Here is a 15,699-nt window from a genome sequence, read left to right as displayed (position 1 = left end):
TAGATAGTTATGACAGTTGCCGAGCAAAACGTCAAAAAACAAGAGCAGCGGAAACCTAAGGCTTCTTCTGTCTTAACAACTCCCCTAAGTGTGCATTACCAAGCCATGAATATTGAGTCTCCTCCCCCTTGTGCGCGATCGGTTTCTACTTATTCTGCCCAATCAGAGCCTCGTGCGATCTCCGATCAGTCCCAATCGATCCAACGCAATCATCCAAATGGTTCTATCGCTCCGCCAACAGCCGTTCATTTTCTCGATCAGCCTGCGCTCGTTCAAATATTAGCGCAAGAATTTCGAGAAGAAGTCAGTAAACTCAATGGTAGTGTAGAGAGCTTAGCCGGACGGATTGCGGCTGAAGTTGAGCGAGTTTGCCAAAAAAGTGGACGGATTCAAGCCTCTGGGCAAGCGCAGTCTTGGCAGCTTTCTTTAGCTCGTCATCGCTTACAAAAATGTATTAACTATTATCAGCTTGGCTCCCAACGGGGGCGGACTGAACTGCACAGCACCTTAGCTTCGATAGTCTATCGCTATGTGGCTCCGGCTCGAATGCAGCTTGGTTTTCAGGCACGATACACCCTAATTGAAGATTTTTTGCAAGGATTTTATACCGAGTCACTCAAAGCATTTCGGCGTGAGAATGTGTTGCCAGAAACCTATCAACCTCGGAGCCGACTGGAACTTGCAGAGTATATGGCATTTACGGAACAATACGCGAAGCGTCGTATTTCCTTACCTGCCGGACAAAATCAGCAGCTAATTGTGCTGCGATCGCAGCGTTTTGGGCAACGTCAACCCATCGAAGTCTCGGTAGATATCGAACAAGCGCTAGAGTCAGCGCGGGGTGAAGACGCAGAAATGCATAACCGGATGCCCATCGTGCAGCAGCTACGGGAACGGATGGTGTCTGATACGGTCGATTCTTCCGAGGCAGTATTGCGCGATCGCGTGATTTCCGAACTGGTTCAGTATTTAGAATCGGAAGATCAAACTGACTGCGTAGATTATCTTGTGCTGAAACTACAAGATATGTCAGCCCCCGAAATTGACGATATTTTGGGACTCACCCCCCGTCAACGCGACTACTTGCAGCAGCGCTTCAAATATCATGTCGAAAAATTTACCCTTTCCCGTAATTGGAAACTGGTGCATCAATGGCTGGGCGCAGACCTTGATCAAAACTTGGGCATGGCAACTTCTCAATGGGATAGTTTTCTCGATCGCCTCACCCCCGAACAACGCCAGATGTTGCAACTAAAGCAAGCTCAGATGGACGATGCTGAAATTGCCAAGACTCTTAAACTTACTGCTAAACAGTTTCAGAAGCGATGGGGAAGTCTGCTAGAAATGGCTCGTCAAGCGCGAAACGACGCTTAAAGCAATCCAAATAAGGAGATTCAAAAGTATCAGGTGTTGAAAGTTAAACCTTCAACACCTGATTTTTTATGAAGCTGCATCCTTGTGATTTGCGTCAATCAAAAGGTGCATTCATCTCACTCAATAACACGCTTAAGGTCAATTGAAACCATTGTCTAGACTCACTTTCAAACATAGAGAACTCTAAGAAGATAAAGATATAAGCCTCTAGATAGAAAGTTGATTGATATGAGTTCCCAGTTTCGACACACCATTCGGTTTCACGGCAGCACTCATCCTCAAGGGCGCTACCAGCTTCAAATTTCTGAAATAGATCGCAATGGTTGTCCTCGTTGCCAAGCACAATGGAACTTTCCCACGTTAAAAACGCTGGGGATTTTTTTGAAAAAATATTTTCCTAATAGCGAAGCCTTAATTTCTAACAACGGGCAGGCTGTTTTAGGGTTCGATATTGCATTGTCAATGGTAGGAATCTAACTCTAGCGTGCAGATCCTAACCACTCTGTTTACAAGTCATCACCCCTTCTTTCTGGGCATCTGCGCCAGTTTTGCCACTCATTGCTCGTACTGCGATCGCAGGCTGATACCCAGGATAGCAACGCACCAGTACCGTATCTTCAGCACGAGTCACGTAAAGTACATACACTGGTTTTCCTCCCAGTTTTGCAGGAATGAGTGCCGGGGGAGCGGCTGCCGTCGCAATTAGAGTTTGCTGATCGAGTGATATGTCTGGCATTTGGGATAAAGCAGTCTTTGTGCCCAGCGGGTGTAGACAAACCAGCGCCACTGCAACAGCAGCAACTAAGACAGCAAACAATTTAGTTGATAGTTTAGTCACTTTGCTTTTCATCCATTCATCCATTTTTAGGTTGTTTGTATCACGAGTTATACCTCGACTGAAAGAGGTCTTGCTCACCACATTATTATTCAAGCGAAGAAGCAATAGAGGTCAAATCATAAAAAATCCCCCACCCAGTAAGGTAGGGGATTTTTTTCATGAATTGCCTACAGAGCTAATTTGGCACTAGCCAAATTTCGCGGCTGTTGAGGCAATGACAAAGGCAGCGTAAGTTAAGACGTAACCCACCGTAAAGTGAGCTAAACCTACAACCCGACCTTGAACAATAGACATTGCCACAGGCTTATCTTTCCAACGAATCAAGTTCGCCAAAGGAGTGCGCTCATGTGCCCAAACCAAGGTTTCGATCAGCTCTTGCCAATAGCCTCTCCAAGAGATCAAGAACATAAAGCCTGTTGCCCAAACCAGGTGTCCAAAGAGGAACATCCATGACCAGACTGCCAGGTTATTCATGCCGTATGGGTTGTAGCCGTTGATTAATGGACCTGAGTAGAGCCACAGGTAATCACGGAGCCAGCCCATTAGATAGGTTGAACCCTCATTGAAAGACGCAGCATTACCAGACCAAAGCGCTAAATGCTTCCAGTGCCAGTAAAAAGTAACCCAGCCCAAGGTGTTCAACATCCAGAACATCGCGAGGTAGAACGAATCCCAAGCTGAGATATCGCACGTACCGCCACGACCCGGACCATCGCACGGGAAGGCGTAGCCAAAGTCTTTCTTATCGGGCATTAACTTAGAACCACGAGCATCTAACGCACCTTTGACCAAGATCAATGTGGTGGTGTGAAGACCCAACGCGATCGCATGGTGAACCAAGAAATCGCCAGGACCAATGCTAAGGAACAAAGAGTTGGTGCCGCTGTTAATTGCATCCAACCAACCAGGTAGCCATACGTTACCGTAATTAGGCCATGCGGTGGTCGCAATACTATCAGGATTTGACAGCAGCGTGTTCATGCCATACAGCAGCTTACCGTGAGAGGCTTGAATGAACTGTGCAAACACAGGCTCAACCAAGATTTGCTTCTCAGGGGTGCCGAAGGCAACGACTACATCGTTATGAACGTACAGACCCAAGGTGTGGAAGCCAAGGAAAAGGGACACCCAACTCAAGTGGGAGATAATCGCCTCCTTGTGATCCAGCACCCGTGCCAACACATTGCCCTTGTTTTGCTCAGGATCGTAATCCCGAACTAAGAAGATCGCACCGTGAGCAAAAGCCCCCACCATCAGGAATCCAGCAATGTACTGGTGGTGAGTGTAGAGCGCTGCCGTAGTGGTGAAATCCTTCGCGATAAAGGCATAGGGAGGCATCGCATACATGTGCTGTGCCACCAAGGATGTGATCACACCCAACGCTGCCAGATGCCAACCTAGTTGAAAGTGCAAGGAGTTGTTGTAGGTTTCATAAATGCCTTGGTGAGGCATGTTGAATGGACCTTCAACGGGTTTACCAAAGAATGTTTTAGCATCCATCATCTCTTTGATGCTATGACCAATCCCAAAGTTCGTGCGGTACATGTGTCCCGCGATGATAAATAGGACTGCGATCGCTAGATGATGGTGCGCCATATCCGTCAACCAGAGAGACTCGGTTTGGGGATGAAAGCCACCTAAGAAAGTCAGGATAGCTGTTCCAGATCCTTGAGCCGTACCAAATAGATGGCTAGCTGTATCAGGATTTTCGGCATAAACACCCCAGTTGCCCGTAAAGAACGGAGCCAATCCAGCCGGGTGAGGCAATGTCGATAGGAAATTATCCCAACCCACATGCTGACCACGAGCTTCAGGAATCGCCACATGGATCAAATGACCTGCCCAAGCTAGAGAGCTAACCCCAAACAGACCAGCCAAGTGGTGGTTAAGGCGAGACTCAGCGTTCTTGAACCAAGCCAAACTAGGACGAAACTTAGGCTGCAAGTGAAGCCAACCTGCAAACAAGAACAAAGAAGACAGGATCAGTAGAAAGATCGCTCCACTGTACAAGTCGCCATTGGTTCGCATTCCAATGGTGTACCACCAGTGGTACACACCAGAGTAAGCAATATTTACAGGGTAAGAAGCCCCACCCTGAGAAAATGCTTCAACTGCGGCTTTGCCGAATTGAGGGTCCCAAATCGCATGGGCGATGGGACGGATATTCAGAGGATCTTTGATCCACTGTTCAAAGTTGCCTTGCCACGCTACGTGGAACAGACTGCCAGAAGTCCATAGAAAGATGATGGCGATATGACCAAAGTGGGAAGCGAAGATCTTTTGGTAAAGATTTTCTTCCGTCATACCGTCATGACTTTCAAAGTCATGGGCTGTTGCAATTCCGTACCAGATCCGACGAGTAGTCGGATCTTGAGCGAGGTCTTGGCTAAATTTTGGAAATTTGGTTGCCATTTTAATGTGTTCTCCTCGCTTAGCCAAGTGCAAGTGTGCGAGCCAGGAAGAATGCCCAGGTGGTCACAATTCCGCCTAATAAGTAGTGAGCAACCCCAACTGCTCGACCCTGAATAATACTCAGAGCGCGAGGTTGAATTGCAGGAGCTACCTTTAGCTTGTTGTGTGCCCAAACAATCGACTCAATCAATTCTTGCCAGTAGCCGCGACCACTAAACAAGAACATTAGGCTGAATGCCCATACAAAGTGAGCACCCAAAAATAGAAGACCGTAAGCAGACAGAGCAGATCCATAGGATGTGATCACCTGTGCCGCTTGTGCCCAGAGGAAGTCACGCAACCAACCGTTGATAGTAATAGCGCTTTGAGCAAAATTACCACCCGCGATATGGGCTACGGAACCATCCGCGTTAAGGGTTCCCCACACATCCGATTGCATCTTCCAACTGAAGTGGAAAATCACAATGGAGATGCAGTTATACATCCAAAACAAACCAAGAAAAACGTGATCCCAGCCTGAAACTTGGCAGGTACCACCGCGTCCAGGTCCATCGCAAGGGAACCGGAATCCAAGGTTTGCCTTATCGGGAACTAGGCGAGAGCTACGAGCAAACAGCACACCCTTCAGCAAAATCAACACGGTGACGTGGATGGTGAAGGCATGAATATGGTGAACCATGAAGTCTGCTGTGCCTAGCGCGATCGGCATCATCGCAATCTTACCGCCTACCGCAACGATGCCGCCGCCAAATGCGTAGCTAGCAGGAGCTAGAGCATTTGGAGCAGTAGCGCCGGGGGCAAGGGTATGAAGGTTTTGAACCCACTGAGCAAAGATAGGCTGCAACTGAATTGCGGTATCAGAGAACATATCTTGGGGGCGACCCAATGCACGCATGGTGTCATTGTGGACATACAAACCAAAGCTATGGAAGCCCAAGAAAATGCAGACCCAGTTGAGATGAGAGATGATGGCATCTCGGTGACGAAGCACGTTATCCAGCACATTGCCACGATTCACAGCAGGGTCGTAATCACGCACCATAAAGATGGCACCGTGAGCGGCTCCGCCAACAATCAGGAAGGCTCCAATCCACATGTGGTGCGTGAACAGAGATATCTGAGTTGCGTAGTCTGTCGCCATATAAGGATAGGGCGGCATAGCGTACATATGCTGGGCAACAATGATGGTCACGGAGCCAGCCATTGCCAAATTAATTGCTAACTGGGCGTGCCAAGAGGTCGTCAGTACTTCATAGAGACCTTTATGTCCTTCACCTGTGATGATGATGGGATCTTTATGAGCTTCTAAGATCTCTTTGATGCTGTGACCGATACCCCAGTTGGTACGGTACATGTGACCTGCCACAATGAACATCACTGCGATCGCTAAGTGATGGTGAGCAGTATCAGTCAGCCAAAGTCCACCAGTAACAGGGTTCAAGCCTCCCTTAAAGGTAAGGAAGTCTGAATAAGCACCCCAGTTTAAAGTGAAGAAAGGCGTTAATCCTTGAGCAAAGCTCGGATAGATATCTGCCATCAGCTTGGAGTTCAGGATGAACTCATGAGGCAGAGGAATATCTTTTGCAGCAACGCCTCTATCTAATAGCTCGTTGATTGGCAAGGAAACATGGATCTGGTGACCTGCCCAGCCCAATGATCCCAAACCAAACAAACCTGCTAGGTGATGGTTAAGCATTGACTCGACGTTTTGGAACCACTCCAGCTTGGGTGCAGCCTTGTGGTAGTGAAACCACCCTGCAAACAGCATCAAGCCTGCCATTACTAGACCACCGATCGCGGTGCAGTAAAGCTGGAAGCTATTGGTGAAGCCAGAAGCTCGCCACAGATAAAACAGTCCAGAAGTAATCTGGATTCCGTGGAAGCCACCGCCAACATCAGCATTCAAAATTTCTTGACCCACGATTGGCCACACAACTTGAGCGCTAGGTTTAATAACGGTCGGGTTGGTCAACCAAGCTTCATAGTTTGAAAATTTTGCGCCATGAAAATACATGCCACTCAGCCAGATGAAAACAACGGCTAAATGACCAAAGTGAGCGCTAAAGATCTTACGGGATACGTCTTCTAAATCGGAAGTATGGCTATCAAAGTCGTGAGCGAGAGCGTGAAGATTCCAAATCCAGGTGGTGGTTTTGGGTCCTCTGGCAAGGGTGCGGTCAAAGTGTCCTGGTTGTGACCACTTCTCGAAAGAAGTAGGAACCGGATTTCTATCGACAACAACTCTTACTTTTGCTTCTCGCTGTGGGGTAATTGTCATTGAGACTCTCCTCTCTCTAGACAAGGCAACGAGGAATCCCCCCTTCATTAGGTTTGCTCTGATGGCTAAGTTGATTTATCTACTTAATTTCACCAAACATTGAGAACGTCAGCAACACAGATCTAATAAAGACAGGATTGAGGAAGTTCAGATGCATGGCTTTTGGGATAGAACAACTCGGCATCACTTCGAGAGATTCGAGGGAATCAGAGCGACTTTTGCTAGTTGAACTTTAGAGAAGTCCAAAAAGCAGAGTGGAAGCCTAAATCGGGGTTCTCATCGTGACATTATAGGATCGCTGAGCAGTCTGATTGGTAGAGGTTAACAATAATTAAAAACCGCTCAATCGCGGATACAGCCTAGGTTACGCATCCAGGAATAACCACGAAAGTCAAGCCCTGTCGTAACAATATCAAGCAGGCGAAACACTCTGAAACACTGTAAAACGCATTGCCGCAAGGGTTTAAGCGATTCTAAATTACAAAAATATTTGCAACATCAAGTTTGGTCTATACCTAGAGTAAGAACTTTATATCCAGCCTTGAGTCGTATGATGGGAAGGGCTTTGAGGAGAGTGTGAAAGTTTTAAGGTAGATAGTCAATCTGCTTAAACTCACTCTTTAGCGTTACTAAAGTTTGCTTAGATTTACAGAGCGCGCCAAACTTACAGGTTAGCGATCGTAAACTTCAACCATTAAAACTTTTTATTAAGCAACAAACAGCGATCGCTTTTCCTCCTCGTCCTGTGATACCAATCTGTAGTGGGTCGATTAATTGAATCGTAAGATATCTACAATTAGATAGTCTGTCTTAGATTCCGCTATAGTTCCCTAGGAAAAGCCGCAAGGAGTAGAGTGCTGGTGTTTGGAATTAACTGGGGCAGATTTGACTGGGTTGGTGCGAACTGGGGCAGAGTTGCTAACGCTTTAGCGGCTTTGCTGTTGGTGGTGCTGATTGCGCTAAATGCGATCGCCCCGCCTAGTGCATTAGCAGCCCGAACCAAAAAAGCTGCCCCTAACACAGCCAAAACAGCAAAAGCAGCAGGCAAACTTATGGAAGTTGCTCCTCCTGGCGCAATTCAAAATCTAAGACCTGCCTTAGATGGCTATCAACCGCAAGTTTTCATCCTGAGTCCTAAACCAAACCAAGTCCTAAGCGATGACAAAGTTTCGGTACAGTTTCAGGTCAAAGATTTGCCCATCTTCAAAAATGCTGCCTTAGGATTAGGCACTCATCTACATGTATTGCTCGATAACCAGACCTATCAAGCGGTTTACGATACGAGCAAGCCGCTTATCTTTGACAATCTTGCCCCCGGAACCCATACCATTCGAGCCTTTGCCTCTCGTCCTTGGCATGAAAGCTTTAAAAACGAGGGTGCTTTCGCTCAGACCACGTTTCACGTTTTCACCAAAACTCAAGACAATAGCCCAAGCTCTACCTTGCCCTTGCTAACTTACAGCCGACCGCAGGGCACCTATGGCGCAGAGCCGATTATGGTGGATTTTTATCTCACCAATGCGCCTTTACACTTGATTGCCCGCGAGACCCCCAAAGATGACATTACCGATTGGCGAATTCGCTGCACTGTCAACGGCGATAGCTTCATTTTGGATCAATGGCAGCCTATTTATCTCAAAGGGTTTAAACCCGGCAAAAATTGGGTGCAGCTAGAATTGTTAGATGAAAATGGCGATCCAGTGAAAAACACGTTTAACAATACGGCGCGGGTGATTACTTATGAACCCGGCGGCAAGGATACCTTATCTAAGCTAGTGCGAGGGGAGATTCTGGCGGCAGATGCCCAGGGAATTGTAGATCCAAACTACAAAACTCCTACACCCATGCGATCGCCCATGGCAGAACCCATTGCCCCGATCGCCAAACCAACGCCCACACCGATCAAAACTCCCGCACCTCAAACCAAAGCTGCAAAAGAGTTAGTCAAACCGTCTCCAACCACGCCGTTAGTCACGCCTTCCACAGTGCCCACGGTCAAGGCAACGCCCATACCTGAGCAGGAGCCAATCCTCAAAGACTCTACCCAATCGAAGTCAGGCAATCCTGCCCAATCGATCAGTCCTGCTGAACCCGGTAAAGCGGTTGCACCTCGTTTAATTGCGCCTGAGCCATCCGTAAAATTGACAGAAGAACCTACTTCCTCAAACGAGTCTGAGAAAGCGCGATCGCCGCTTTTACCGAAGGATGTTGCGGAGCAAAAAGATATGCGATCGCAGGTGGCTGAAAAAACTGCTCAATTGAAATCAGAATTTATGTTTCAGTTGAATCAATTGCGGCAACGATTGCGTCGGGATAGTTCTACACCAAACAGTCCTACACCAGCACAACCCCAAATCCCTTTATCTCCAGAGGTTCCTGTGATGGAAACACCCTCGATGAAAATGGAGCAGCAAGCAGAACCCCTGGAAGTTCCAGAATAATAAACCTGGATCAGGCTGCCCATATTGGTTCTTTTAGGATGGCGTTGATCTCCAAGCGTGATGCTTCCAATCAACTTGGATGTTGACTGAAGCGGTTTTGTAAGAACCCAACTAGCAAACGAACTTTAGTCGAGAGATGGCGATTAACGGGATAGATCACCGAAAGAGTGAGTTCAGGCGGGTGATAATCGGGCAAAACAACCTCTAACGTTCCTTGTTGAAGTTCGGCTTCAATCATAAAGCGAGGCAGGAGCGCAATTCCTAAGCCACGAACAGCAGCATCTCTGAGAACCTCTCCATTATTTGAGCAAAGCACTCCAGACACCGAAAGGGTATGTGCGCCATCCGCTCCATGCAGAGTCCATTGATTTTCAGCGGCAAGTTGACCGTAATGCAGACAGGAATGCTGATGCAGTTCATTGGGGTGAGCCGGAATTCCATGCTCTGCCAAGTAGCTTGATGCGGCACACAACACCCGTGGAGCCGGAGCGAGTGGATGCACAATTAAGCTGGCAACCGTTTGAGGGACTGCAATCCGAATAGTGAGATCAAAGCCTTCCTCAATGGGATCGATAAAGCGATCGCTGAGGGTCAGTTGCACCTGCAAATCAGGGTATTGCATCAGAAAGTCAGCTAAAGCCGGAGCCAAATGCAGCGTGCCGAAAGACATGGGCGCATTCACTCGCAGTCTGCCGCGTGGCTCCTCTTGCAATTGGGTCAGCGATCGCTCAGCTTCCTCAAGACTTGCCAAAATTTCCACACACCGCGCACAAAACGCCAGCCCCGTCTCCGTAGGAGTCACCACCCGTGTACTGCGATGCAAAAGCTGCACGCCTAAATCATTTTCCAGCGCAATCACCAGTTTATTGACTGCCGATCGCGACAGCCCCATTTCCCGCGCCGCCGCCGCAAACCCTGAGAAAGCAACGACTTGCGTGAAGGCACGAATTTGTTCAAACTTGTCCATAGTTCAACATTGTCATCTTTATAGATACAATATGTCAATTAAATAGCATATTGTCTTTTTAATAGATTCAATTCATAATAAAAGGGTTGATATTAGTTGTGCCATCCGTTAGGAGGTCTACAAAATGATTACAATTCGTCCGGCTCAAGCACGAGGTGCGGTGAACATTGGCTGGCTGGATAGTCGGCACACGTTTTCCTTTGGAGAGTATTACGACCCGAACCACATGGGTTTTGCAACCCTGCGAGTGATTAATGAAGATAAAGTTACCCCTGGAAAAGGGTTTCCTACCCACGGACATCGGGATATGGAAATTATTACCTATGTGCTAGAAGGCGCATTGGAACACAAAGACAGCATTGGTACGGGATCAATCATCCGACCTGGCGATGTGCAGCGGATGTCTGCTGGAACGGGCATTCGTCACAGTGAGTTTAATGCGTCCAACACCGAGCCAGTTCACCTTTTGCAAATTTGGATGTTACCAGAGCAAGCAGGGATTGAACCCAGCTATGAGCAAAAGACGTTTGCTGAATCTGAAAAGCGTGGCAAGCTCCGGCTGGTTGGCTCTCGCGATGGACGGGATGGCTCGATTACGATTCACCAAAATGTGAACCTGTATGCCACGGCGTTAGGAGAAGGCGAAACGGTCAGCCATACTTTGGCAGAGGGACGGGTTGCCTGGTTGCAAGTGGCACGGGGTACGGTGCAATTAAACGATCGCACCCTTGCAGCGGGTGATGGAGCAGCGATCGCCCAAGAATCGGTGCTCAGTCTCCAGGCGATCGCCCCGGCTGAAGTGTTGCTGTTTGATATGGCAGCGTAGGTTAATCACTTGACGAAGGCTTGCCTAAAACTCACGACGGGAAAACACTAGAGTGGCGATCGCCAATAGCAAAATGATGTAAAGCACCCCGTAGCCTGCATTAAGCAGCAGGGTATTCAACGGCGGCAATACTCCATAAACTGCCTGATTTTTCAAGTCGAGTCGCGATAAGTCGGGCAGGATTAGATATAAATTTCGGGTGACAGCCGTAATGGTGGCATCCTTACCCTGCGCGCCTAGGGTGACCAAATTAGCGCTAAAGCTGCCCATGAGAAAAACCATAAAGGTGAGTAGCGTGGCAAGCAGAGAGCCTGTGAATACCCCAAAGACAATCGCGATCGCGGTAATCAGAGACAACTGCAACCACAAGAACACAGAAGAAACCAAAAGACTCGCTAGGGGGTAAGCGACTTGGTTAAACGCAAGCAGCGCCATGAAAATAGCTGTCATTGCCGCTACCAGCACCGCTATCACTGCCGTTAAACCTAAATGCTTACCCACAATAAACTCGGTACGGCTAATTGGCTTTGCCATCAGCACTAACACGGTGCGCTTTTCAATCTCTTTGTTCACCAAGCCTGTGCCCACAAAAATAGCCACTACTAACCCCAGCAGGTGCATGGCTGCTAAACCCACATCTAAAATAATTTTGTTTTCTGTCGCGGCGGCAACTTCGGGCAGTAATCGAAAACAGGCAACTAAAAATAGAGCAAATAGCCCAATGAGATATAAAACGCGATCGCGAATGACTTCTCGAAACACATTCGATGCCATCACAAATAGTCTGCCAATGTTCATCTGAATTAACCCCTCACAACCCTTTCAGTTTTTCAATTTACTGTGCCATACCCGGCTGTCCTTTAATGGGTTTTGTTACTGAACCACAAGACACGGTTGCGGCATCACCCTGAGTATTTGGAGCAACACGCCCCCCAATTGCTGGTGTTTGCCAGGGTGCTGTGATATCGGCTGGCACCCCTTGAGAAATCTGACAGGTTTTTGCCAGGTGATACCCCAAGTTATCGGAAGACGGACCTTTCCATACTGCAAACAGTTGCACATTATACTCACCCGATAAAACCCGTCCTTCCACTTGCCAATAGGCATTCTCTGCTTTGGGCGGGAGTCGGTCAATAATTTGCTCATTCAAATCGTTGATGCGATCGTCAAAATTCAATAGCCATCGTTCAACCTGCGACCAAGATTGTCCTTGCAATGATTCTTTCAGGGATGCTTCAGCTTGCCTCAAAATATCAATGCCTTGAGAATCAGCATCCTCATTGGATTGTGTCTTAACGACGAAAGAACTGTTCGTTAAATTATCTGCCTGAAAGCTGGGATATTGTGCCAACCAGACCTGAGTTGAATAACAGAGCTGAATCCAGCAGCTTAGCAACAGGTTAAACAACACCATAATAATTAAATCTTGCCGAACGGGAGGATCGGGCACTTTATAAGCGGGACCTGATTTAATAAATTTTGGCAGTGCTGCGATAATGGCAGAAACAATAGGCCAACTGACCACCATAATGCCAGGTAAATTTTCTGGAGTTGCAAATAAGAAGAAGCAGATTAATGCACCCGTAATCCAAGGAGCAATAAAGATTTTTTCGATAGTGAGAAACTCTTTAATTTTCTTTTCTTCGTGCATTAACCAATGAATACCTGGAATGAGCAAAAGCCATCCGCAAAACGCGATAAATGATTGAATAGATGACCGGGTTGGGAGAGACATCGCCCAAGAGAAAACGCTTAGCCAGATTAGTGTTTTTGCAGAATCCCACTTTTTAGGAATAATCAGCTTGAAAATATCTTGAAAGATTTTACCAAGCTCTTCAAAAAGTGTTTTAATTGCCAGAAAATTAAAGGCAAACAATCCCAAAGGCGCAACGAGTAGTAGAGCGATCGCCAGTAGCACCAAGGGCACTAAGGCTGGTGGAATTAAGGAGATAAACGGTCTCAAAAAATCAAGCATTTTGATCTAAACGCTAGCGGGTTTTTTCAACCGAACGAATAATTAGCAAAAACAATATCGCACTGAAGCTATAAGCATTGGCAACTAGAACGGCATACGCTCGACTATTCGACTTGAACAGGATACTTTGCTGGCGTAAACGCGATGTGCGGGAGTCCTCTCTATTAATCAGAATGTCTTCCGCCTTAATTTTTCCTAATAAAAGGTCTAAAAGTTCTAAACTTTTAAGCTCTAAAAGAAAGACACTCATAAAAACAATTAATCCTGAAAGCGCTAGCAAAGGCGCAATACTGGGTGTCCAAGGATTGATAAAAAACCGTTCAAAAAAAAAGTAGCTAATAAGTTGCTCTTTCAATGGCTGTGGTAAAAGTGTTTGCAAATTGAAAAAGATTAACCAGCCGATAAAGGTAGAAAACAGATTGACCGATGCCGCATAGCGAACACTTGTTTTATAGTCAAACCCAAGCCGCCTAAAGTAAACGATCGCTTCTAGGGCGATCGCAATCAATAAAAACAACCCTTGAAACGCGATCGCCCGCAGCGGCAAAACTCCAAAATTCATACAACAGCCCCCACTTTGGAAAAGATTCCCCCTGCTCTGCATCCTATTCTATGCAGTTAGTGGAAGAGGGGAACTCTGAGTTTTATAGCCAACGGCAAAAATGGCAAGTGGCAGATAGAGTTGATCCGTCAGTTCCTAAAGAAAAAGCGCCGAAGCCGTTAGCGTATTCGGAAGATGCCCTATGGGTACTGAAATCTATTTTGAGCAGCATGGGGAATGAGAGTGGTTGACAAAATCGGAAAATTTCTATTTCTCAACCGATGCTCAACAGCTTTTAGGCATTGACCCAACCCAGGTATCCATATCCTTTCATTGCTTAGGCTGCTTGAATAAATGTCGTCTCAATTATTGCCGGGTTAATCATTCAAGTTTCGCTTCCTGTCATTTTAAGTTCATCTCTCAAACACGATACCGACATATGGCTTTGCGAGTATGAATCCACAGGTGAATGAACTGCGGTAGACATCAGCCACCATTTCAAAATCAAGAGATTGGTTGTGTTGGCTAAGGTTAATCCTTTTTAGAAAGGTGCCTTGGGTTTGATGTCTACCTTTTTATTTGGAAAAATTTGTTTGGGAGGCGTGCATGATAAAACGCCTAAACAAAGCGGTGAGTGAATTCGCAGGTTAAATCAATCCGTCCTTTACGCAGCATGGCAGGGTCGAGGCGATCGGTGGTGTTGCAGGTCATGAGAATCACAAGTTTTTGATCCGATTGCAGTCCAATTTCGTCGATTACGCTGCGGTAAAGCGTGCCGTCGAGCAAGCTCAGGATATGTTCGGTTTTGTTGCTATATTGCGCGACTTCCATAGAGCGATCTTGAGCAAGGTTATCAGCTTCGTTGATAATCAAGCAGATCCGTTCTAGGTAGGGAGGTGGGGCAAAATTTTGAACGGCATCGTGATCCAAAATAAAGGTAACGTAGCCAAGGGACACCAAAATTTCTTTGGCGATCGCCTGCGTCCACACCGTTTTGCCTGTGCCCGGTTCCCCACTCACCAGCACGGCCAATTGATCTTGATCCAAAATCGCTTGCTGCACTACATCTGTAAAGGCTTGAATATCTGGGGGAAAGCTGCGAATCGAAAACTGCGACTGAATCTGTCCTACGCGGCTTTGATATCCACTGAGCATGACTGCTAACCCATGGGTTACTTTGCGAACTAAGGGTTTGAGATCTCTTGCTAGCAGGGTCAGGCGGCGTTCTTTCCCCACATTGTCGATTTGTAGCCACATTTCCGGGTCTTCCCAGTAGCCAAAGGCAGTGTTGATGACATCTAACCGTTCCCAGTTTGTAAATTGCTCAATCGGAAAGTAAAAAAAGCGATCGAGGTAGTGTTGAGTGATGAGGGTAGGTCGTCCTAAAAACTTGAGAATCTTGAGGATAATAATTTCTCGCAGCCGGCTAAAAACATGATCGATCGCGATCGCATCCCGACTAATCATTGGTTTGATCGGCGTTTCCACGCTTAACACATCGGTAAAACGATGGTCGGGGTAAGGCGGATCAGGGGTGATGTAGTTCCAAAAGTCATCCAGGTGATACCGCGCCTCAGTGGAAAACAAATTCATCACATTTGCCCACCAAGCAAACTCATTGCGTCCGGCAATATTTGCCAAGTTGCTGTTGAGACTAAACCATTTGTGGGCAAGCTCAGGCGTGTCTCGTAGCACCAAATCTGCCAAAAATTTAGGATCGATCTGTCGATAGTAAGGTCGCCATCCTGCGCTTAAAAGTCCCTGCGCTTGCGGCTGTCTGGAGTTATAAGGATCAAATTGATCGAAATAGGTCATAGCGATGAGGGTCGAAGCATGGGGAAATGCAGCAGAAGAAATGACTGGAGGATTACACACGCAATCACTGTGGAGCAACGGTTACACAAATCCAAAATAGGCTGGCTGAGAATTGAAGCGATCGCAAAAACACAACCGTTCACCCATGATAACCAGTGAATCTGGAAATCGCTCGGTTTTATATTACATTTGTAGTACGATAGAGCGCTTGAACTGGCAAGCCAAACAAAAG

At 47.0% G+C, this 15,699-nt stretch carries 13 protein-coding genes; 5 read left to right on the top strand and 8 right to left on the bottom strand.

Going from position 1 to position 15,699, the window contains the following annotated elements; all coding sequences use genetic code 11:
- Positions 1-9 precede the first annotated feature (9 nt).
- Positions 10-1,374 (top strand): HetZ-related protein, encoded by a 1,365-nt coding sequence (locus AC1S5B_RS24625; RefSeq protein ID WP_482038301.1) that lies wholly within the window; start codon positions 10-12, stop codon positions 1,372-1,374.
- A gap of 228 nt (positions 1,375-1,602) precedes the next feature.
- Positions 1,603-1,851, top strand: coding sequence for a hypothetical protein (locus AC1S5B_RS24620; RefSeq protein ID WP_482038300.1), 249 nt, complete (start codon positions 1,603-1,605; stop codon positions 1,849-1,851).
- A 16-nt stretch (positions 1,852-1,867) separates the two neighbouring features.
- On the opposite strand, the gene AC1S5B_RS24615 is transcribed toward AC1S5B_RS24620, so the two are convergent.
- From AC1S5B_RS24615 to psaA, 3 genes are all read right to left on the bottom strand, one after another.
- Entirely contained in the window at positions 1,868-2,212 is a 345-nt protein-coding gene (locus AC1S5B_RS24615) for a hypothetical protein (RefSeq protein WP_482038299.1), read from the bottom strand.
- Between the two features lie 186 nt (positions 2,213-2,398).
- Positions 2,399-4,624, bottom strand: coding sequence for a photosystem I core protein PsaB (psaB, locus tag AC1S5B_RS24610; RefSeq protein ID WP_482038298.1), 2,226 nt, complete (start codon positions 4,622-4,624; stop codon positions 2,399-2,401).
- 19 nt (positions 4,625-4,643) lie between these two features.
- Entirely contained in the window at positions 4,644-6,902 is a 2,259-nt protein-coding gene (psaA, locus tag AC1S5B_RS24605) for a photosystem I core protein PsaA (protein ID WP_482038297.1), read from the bottom strand.
- An 860-nt stretch (positions 6,903-7,762) separates the two neighbouring features.
- On the opposite strand from psaA, the gene AC1S5B_RS24600 reads away from it, so the two are divergent.
- A complete protein-coding gene (locus AC1S5B_RS24600) occupies positions 7,763-9,343 on the top strand; it encodes a hypothetical protein (RefSeq protein WP_482038296.1) in 1,581 nt (526 codons plus the stop codon).
- 70 nt (positions 9,344-9,413) lie between these two features.
- Here AC1S5B_RS24600 and AC1S5B_RS24595 read toward each other — a convergent pair whose 3' ends face one another.
- Positions 9,414-10,310 (bottom strand): LysR family transcriptional regulator, encoded by an 897-nt coding sequence (locus AC1S5B_RS24595; RefSeq protein WP_482038295.1) that lies wholly within the window; start codon positions 10,308-10,310, stop codon positions 9,414-9,416.
- 124 nt (positions 10,311-10,434) lie between these two features.
- On the opposite strand from AC1S5B_RS24595, the gene AC1S5B_RS24590 reads away from it, so the two are divergent.
- Positions 10,435-11,136 carry a pirin family protein gene (locus AC1S5B_RS24590; protein ID WP_482038294.1) on the top strand — a complete coding sequence of 234 codons (702 nt, stop codon included), beginning with the start codon at positions 10,435-10,437 and terminating at the stop codon, positions 11,134-11,136.
- Between the two features lie 24 nt (positions 11,137-11,160).
- Here the strand turns inward: AC1S5B_RS24590 and AC1S5B_RS24585 are convergent, their stop codons facing one another.
- The 3 genes from AC1S5B_RS24585 to fraC are packed head-to-tail and all read right to left on the bottom strand — an operon-like array spanning position 11,161 to position 13,673.
- Positions 11,161-11,934 carry an ABC transporter permease gene (locus AC1S5B_RS24585; protein ID WP_482038293.1) on the bottom strand — a complete coding sequence of 258 codons (774 nt, stop codon included), beginning with the start codon at positions 11,932-11,934 and terminating at the stop codon, positions 11,161-11,163.
- Positions 11,935-11,971: 37 nt separating this feature from the next.
- Complete coding sequence (locus tag AC1S5B_RS24580) at positions 11,972-13,111, bottom strand: DUF5357 family protein (protein ID WP_482038292.1); 1,140 nt, start codon at positions 13,109-13,111, stop codon at positions 11,972-11,974.
- A 13-nt stretch (positions 13,112-13,124) separates the two neighbouring features.
- The gene (fraC, locus tag AC1S5B_RS24575) at positions 13,125-13,673 is read right to left on the bottom strand and encodes a filament integrity protein FraC (protein ID WP_482038291.1); all 549 of its coding nucleotides are present in this window, start codon (positions 13,671-13,673) and stop codon (positions 13,125-13,127) included.
- A gap of 50 nt (positions 13,674-13,723) precedes the next feature.
- Between fraC and AC1S5B_RS24570 the strand changes: the two genes are divergently transcribed.
- Positions 13,724-13,903, top strand: a complete 180-nt coding sequence (locus AC1S5B_RS24570; protein ID WP_482038290.1) for a hypothetical protein — start codon at positions 13,724-13,726, stop codon at positions 13,901-13,903.
- 367 nt (positions 13,904-14,270) lie between these two features.
- On the opposite strand, the gene AC1S5B_RS24565 is transcribed toward AC1S5B_RS24570, so the two are convergent.
- Positions 14,271-15,467 (bottom strand): AAA family ATPase, encoded by a 1,197-nt coding sequence (locus tag AC1S5B_RS24565; RefSeq protein ID WP_482038289.1) that lies wholly within the window; start codon positions 15,465-15,467, stop codon positions 14,271-14,273.
- Positions 15,468-15,699 lie beyond the last annotated feature (232 nt).

It is taken from the genome of Leptolyngbya sp. CALU 1928, assembly GCF_056784215.1.
This window is presented reverse-complemented; position numbering and strand designations above follow the sequence as displayed.

Excerpts from the sequence above, each read along its gene's own strand:
- AC1S5B_RS24625 (WP_482038301.1), top strand. The coding sequence starts at position 10 with ATGACAGTTGCCGAGCAAAACGTCAAAAAACAAGAGCAGCGGAAACCT.
- AC1S5B_RS24620 (WP_482038300.1), top strand. The coding sequence starts at position 1,603 with ATGAGTTCCCAGTTTCGACACACCATTCGGTTTCACGGCAGCACTCAT.
- psaB (WP_482038298.1), bottom strand. The coding sequence starts at position 4,624 with ATGGCAACCAAATTTCCAAAATTTAGCCAAGACCTCGCTCAAGATCCG.
- psaA (WP_482038297.1), bottom strand. The coding sequence starts at position 6,902 with ATGACAATTACCCCACAGCGAGAAGCAAAAGTAAGAGTTGTTGTCGAT.
- AC1S5B_RS24595 (WP_482038295.1), bottom strand. The coding sequence starts at position 10,310 with ATGGACAAGTTTGAACAAATTCGTGCCTTCACGCAAGTCGTTGCTTTC.
- AC1S5B_RS24590 (WP_482038294.1), top strand. The coding sequence starts at position 10,435 with ATGATTACAATTCGTCCGGCTCAAGCACGAGGTGCGGTGAACATTGGC.
- AC1S5B_RS24585 (WP_482038293.1), bottom strand. The coding sequence starts at position 11,934 with ATGAACATTGGCAGACTATTTGTGATGGCATCGAATGTGTTTCGAGAA.
- AC1S5B_RS24580 (WP_482038292.1), bottom strand. The coding sequence starts at position 13,111 with ATGCTTGATTTTTTGAGACCGTTTATCTCCTTAATTCCACCAGCCTTA.
- fraC (WP_482038291.1), bottom strand. The coding sequence starts at position 13,673 with ATGAATTTTGGAGTTTTGCCGCTGCGGGCGATCGCGTTTCAAGGGTTG.
- AC1S5B_RS24570 (WP_482038290.1), top strand. The coding sequence starts at position 13,724 with ATGCAGTTAGTGGAAGAGGGGAACTCTGAGTTTTATAGCCAACGGCAA.
- AC1S5B_RS24565 (WP_482038289.1), bottom strand. The coding sequence starts at position 15,467 with ATGACCTATTTCGATCAATTTGATCCTTATAACTCCAGACAGCCGCAA.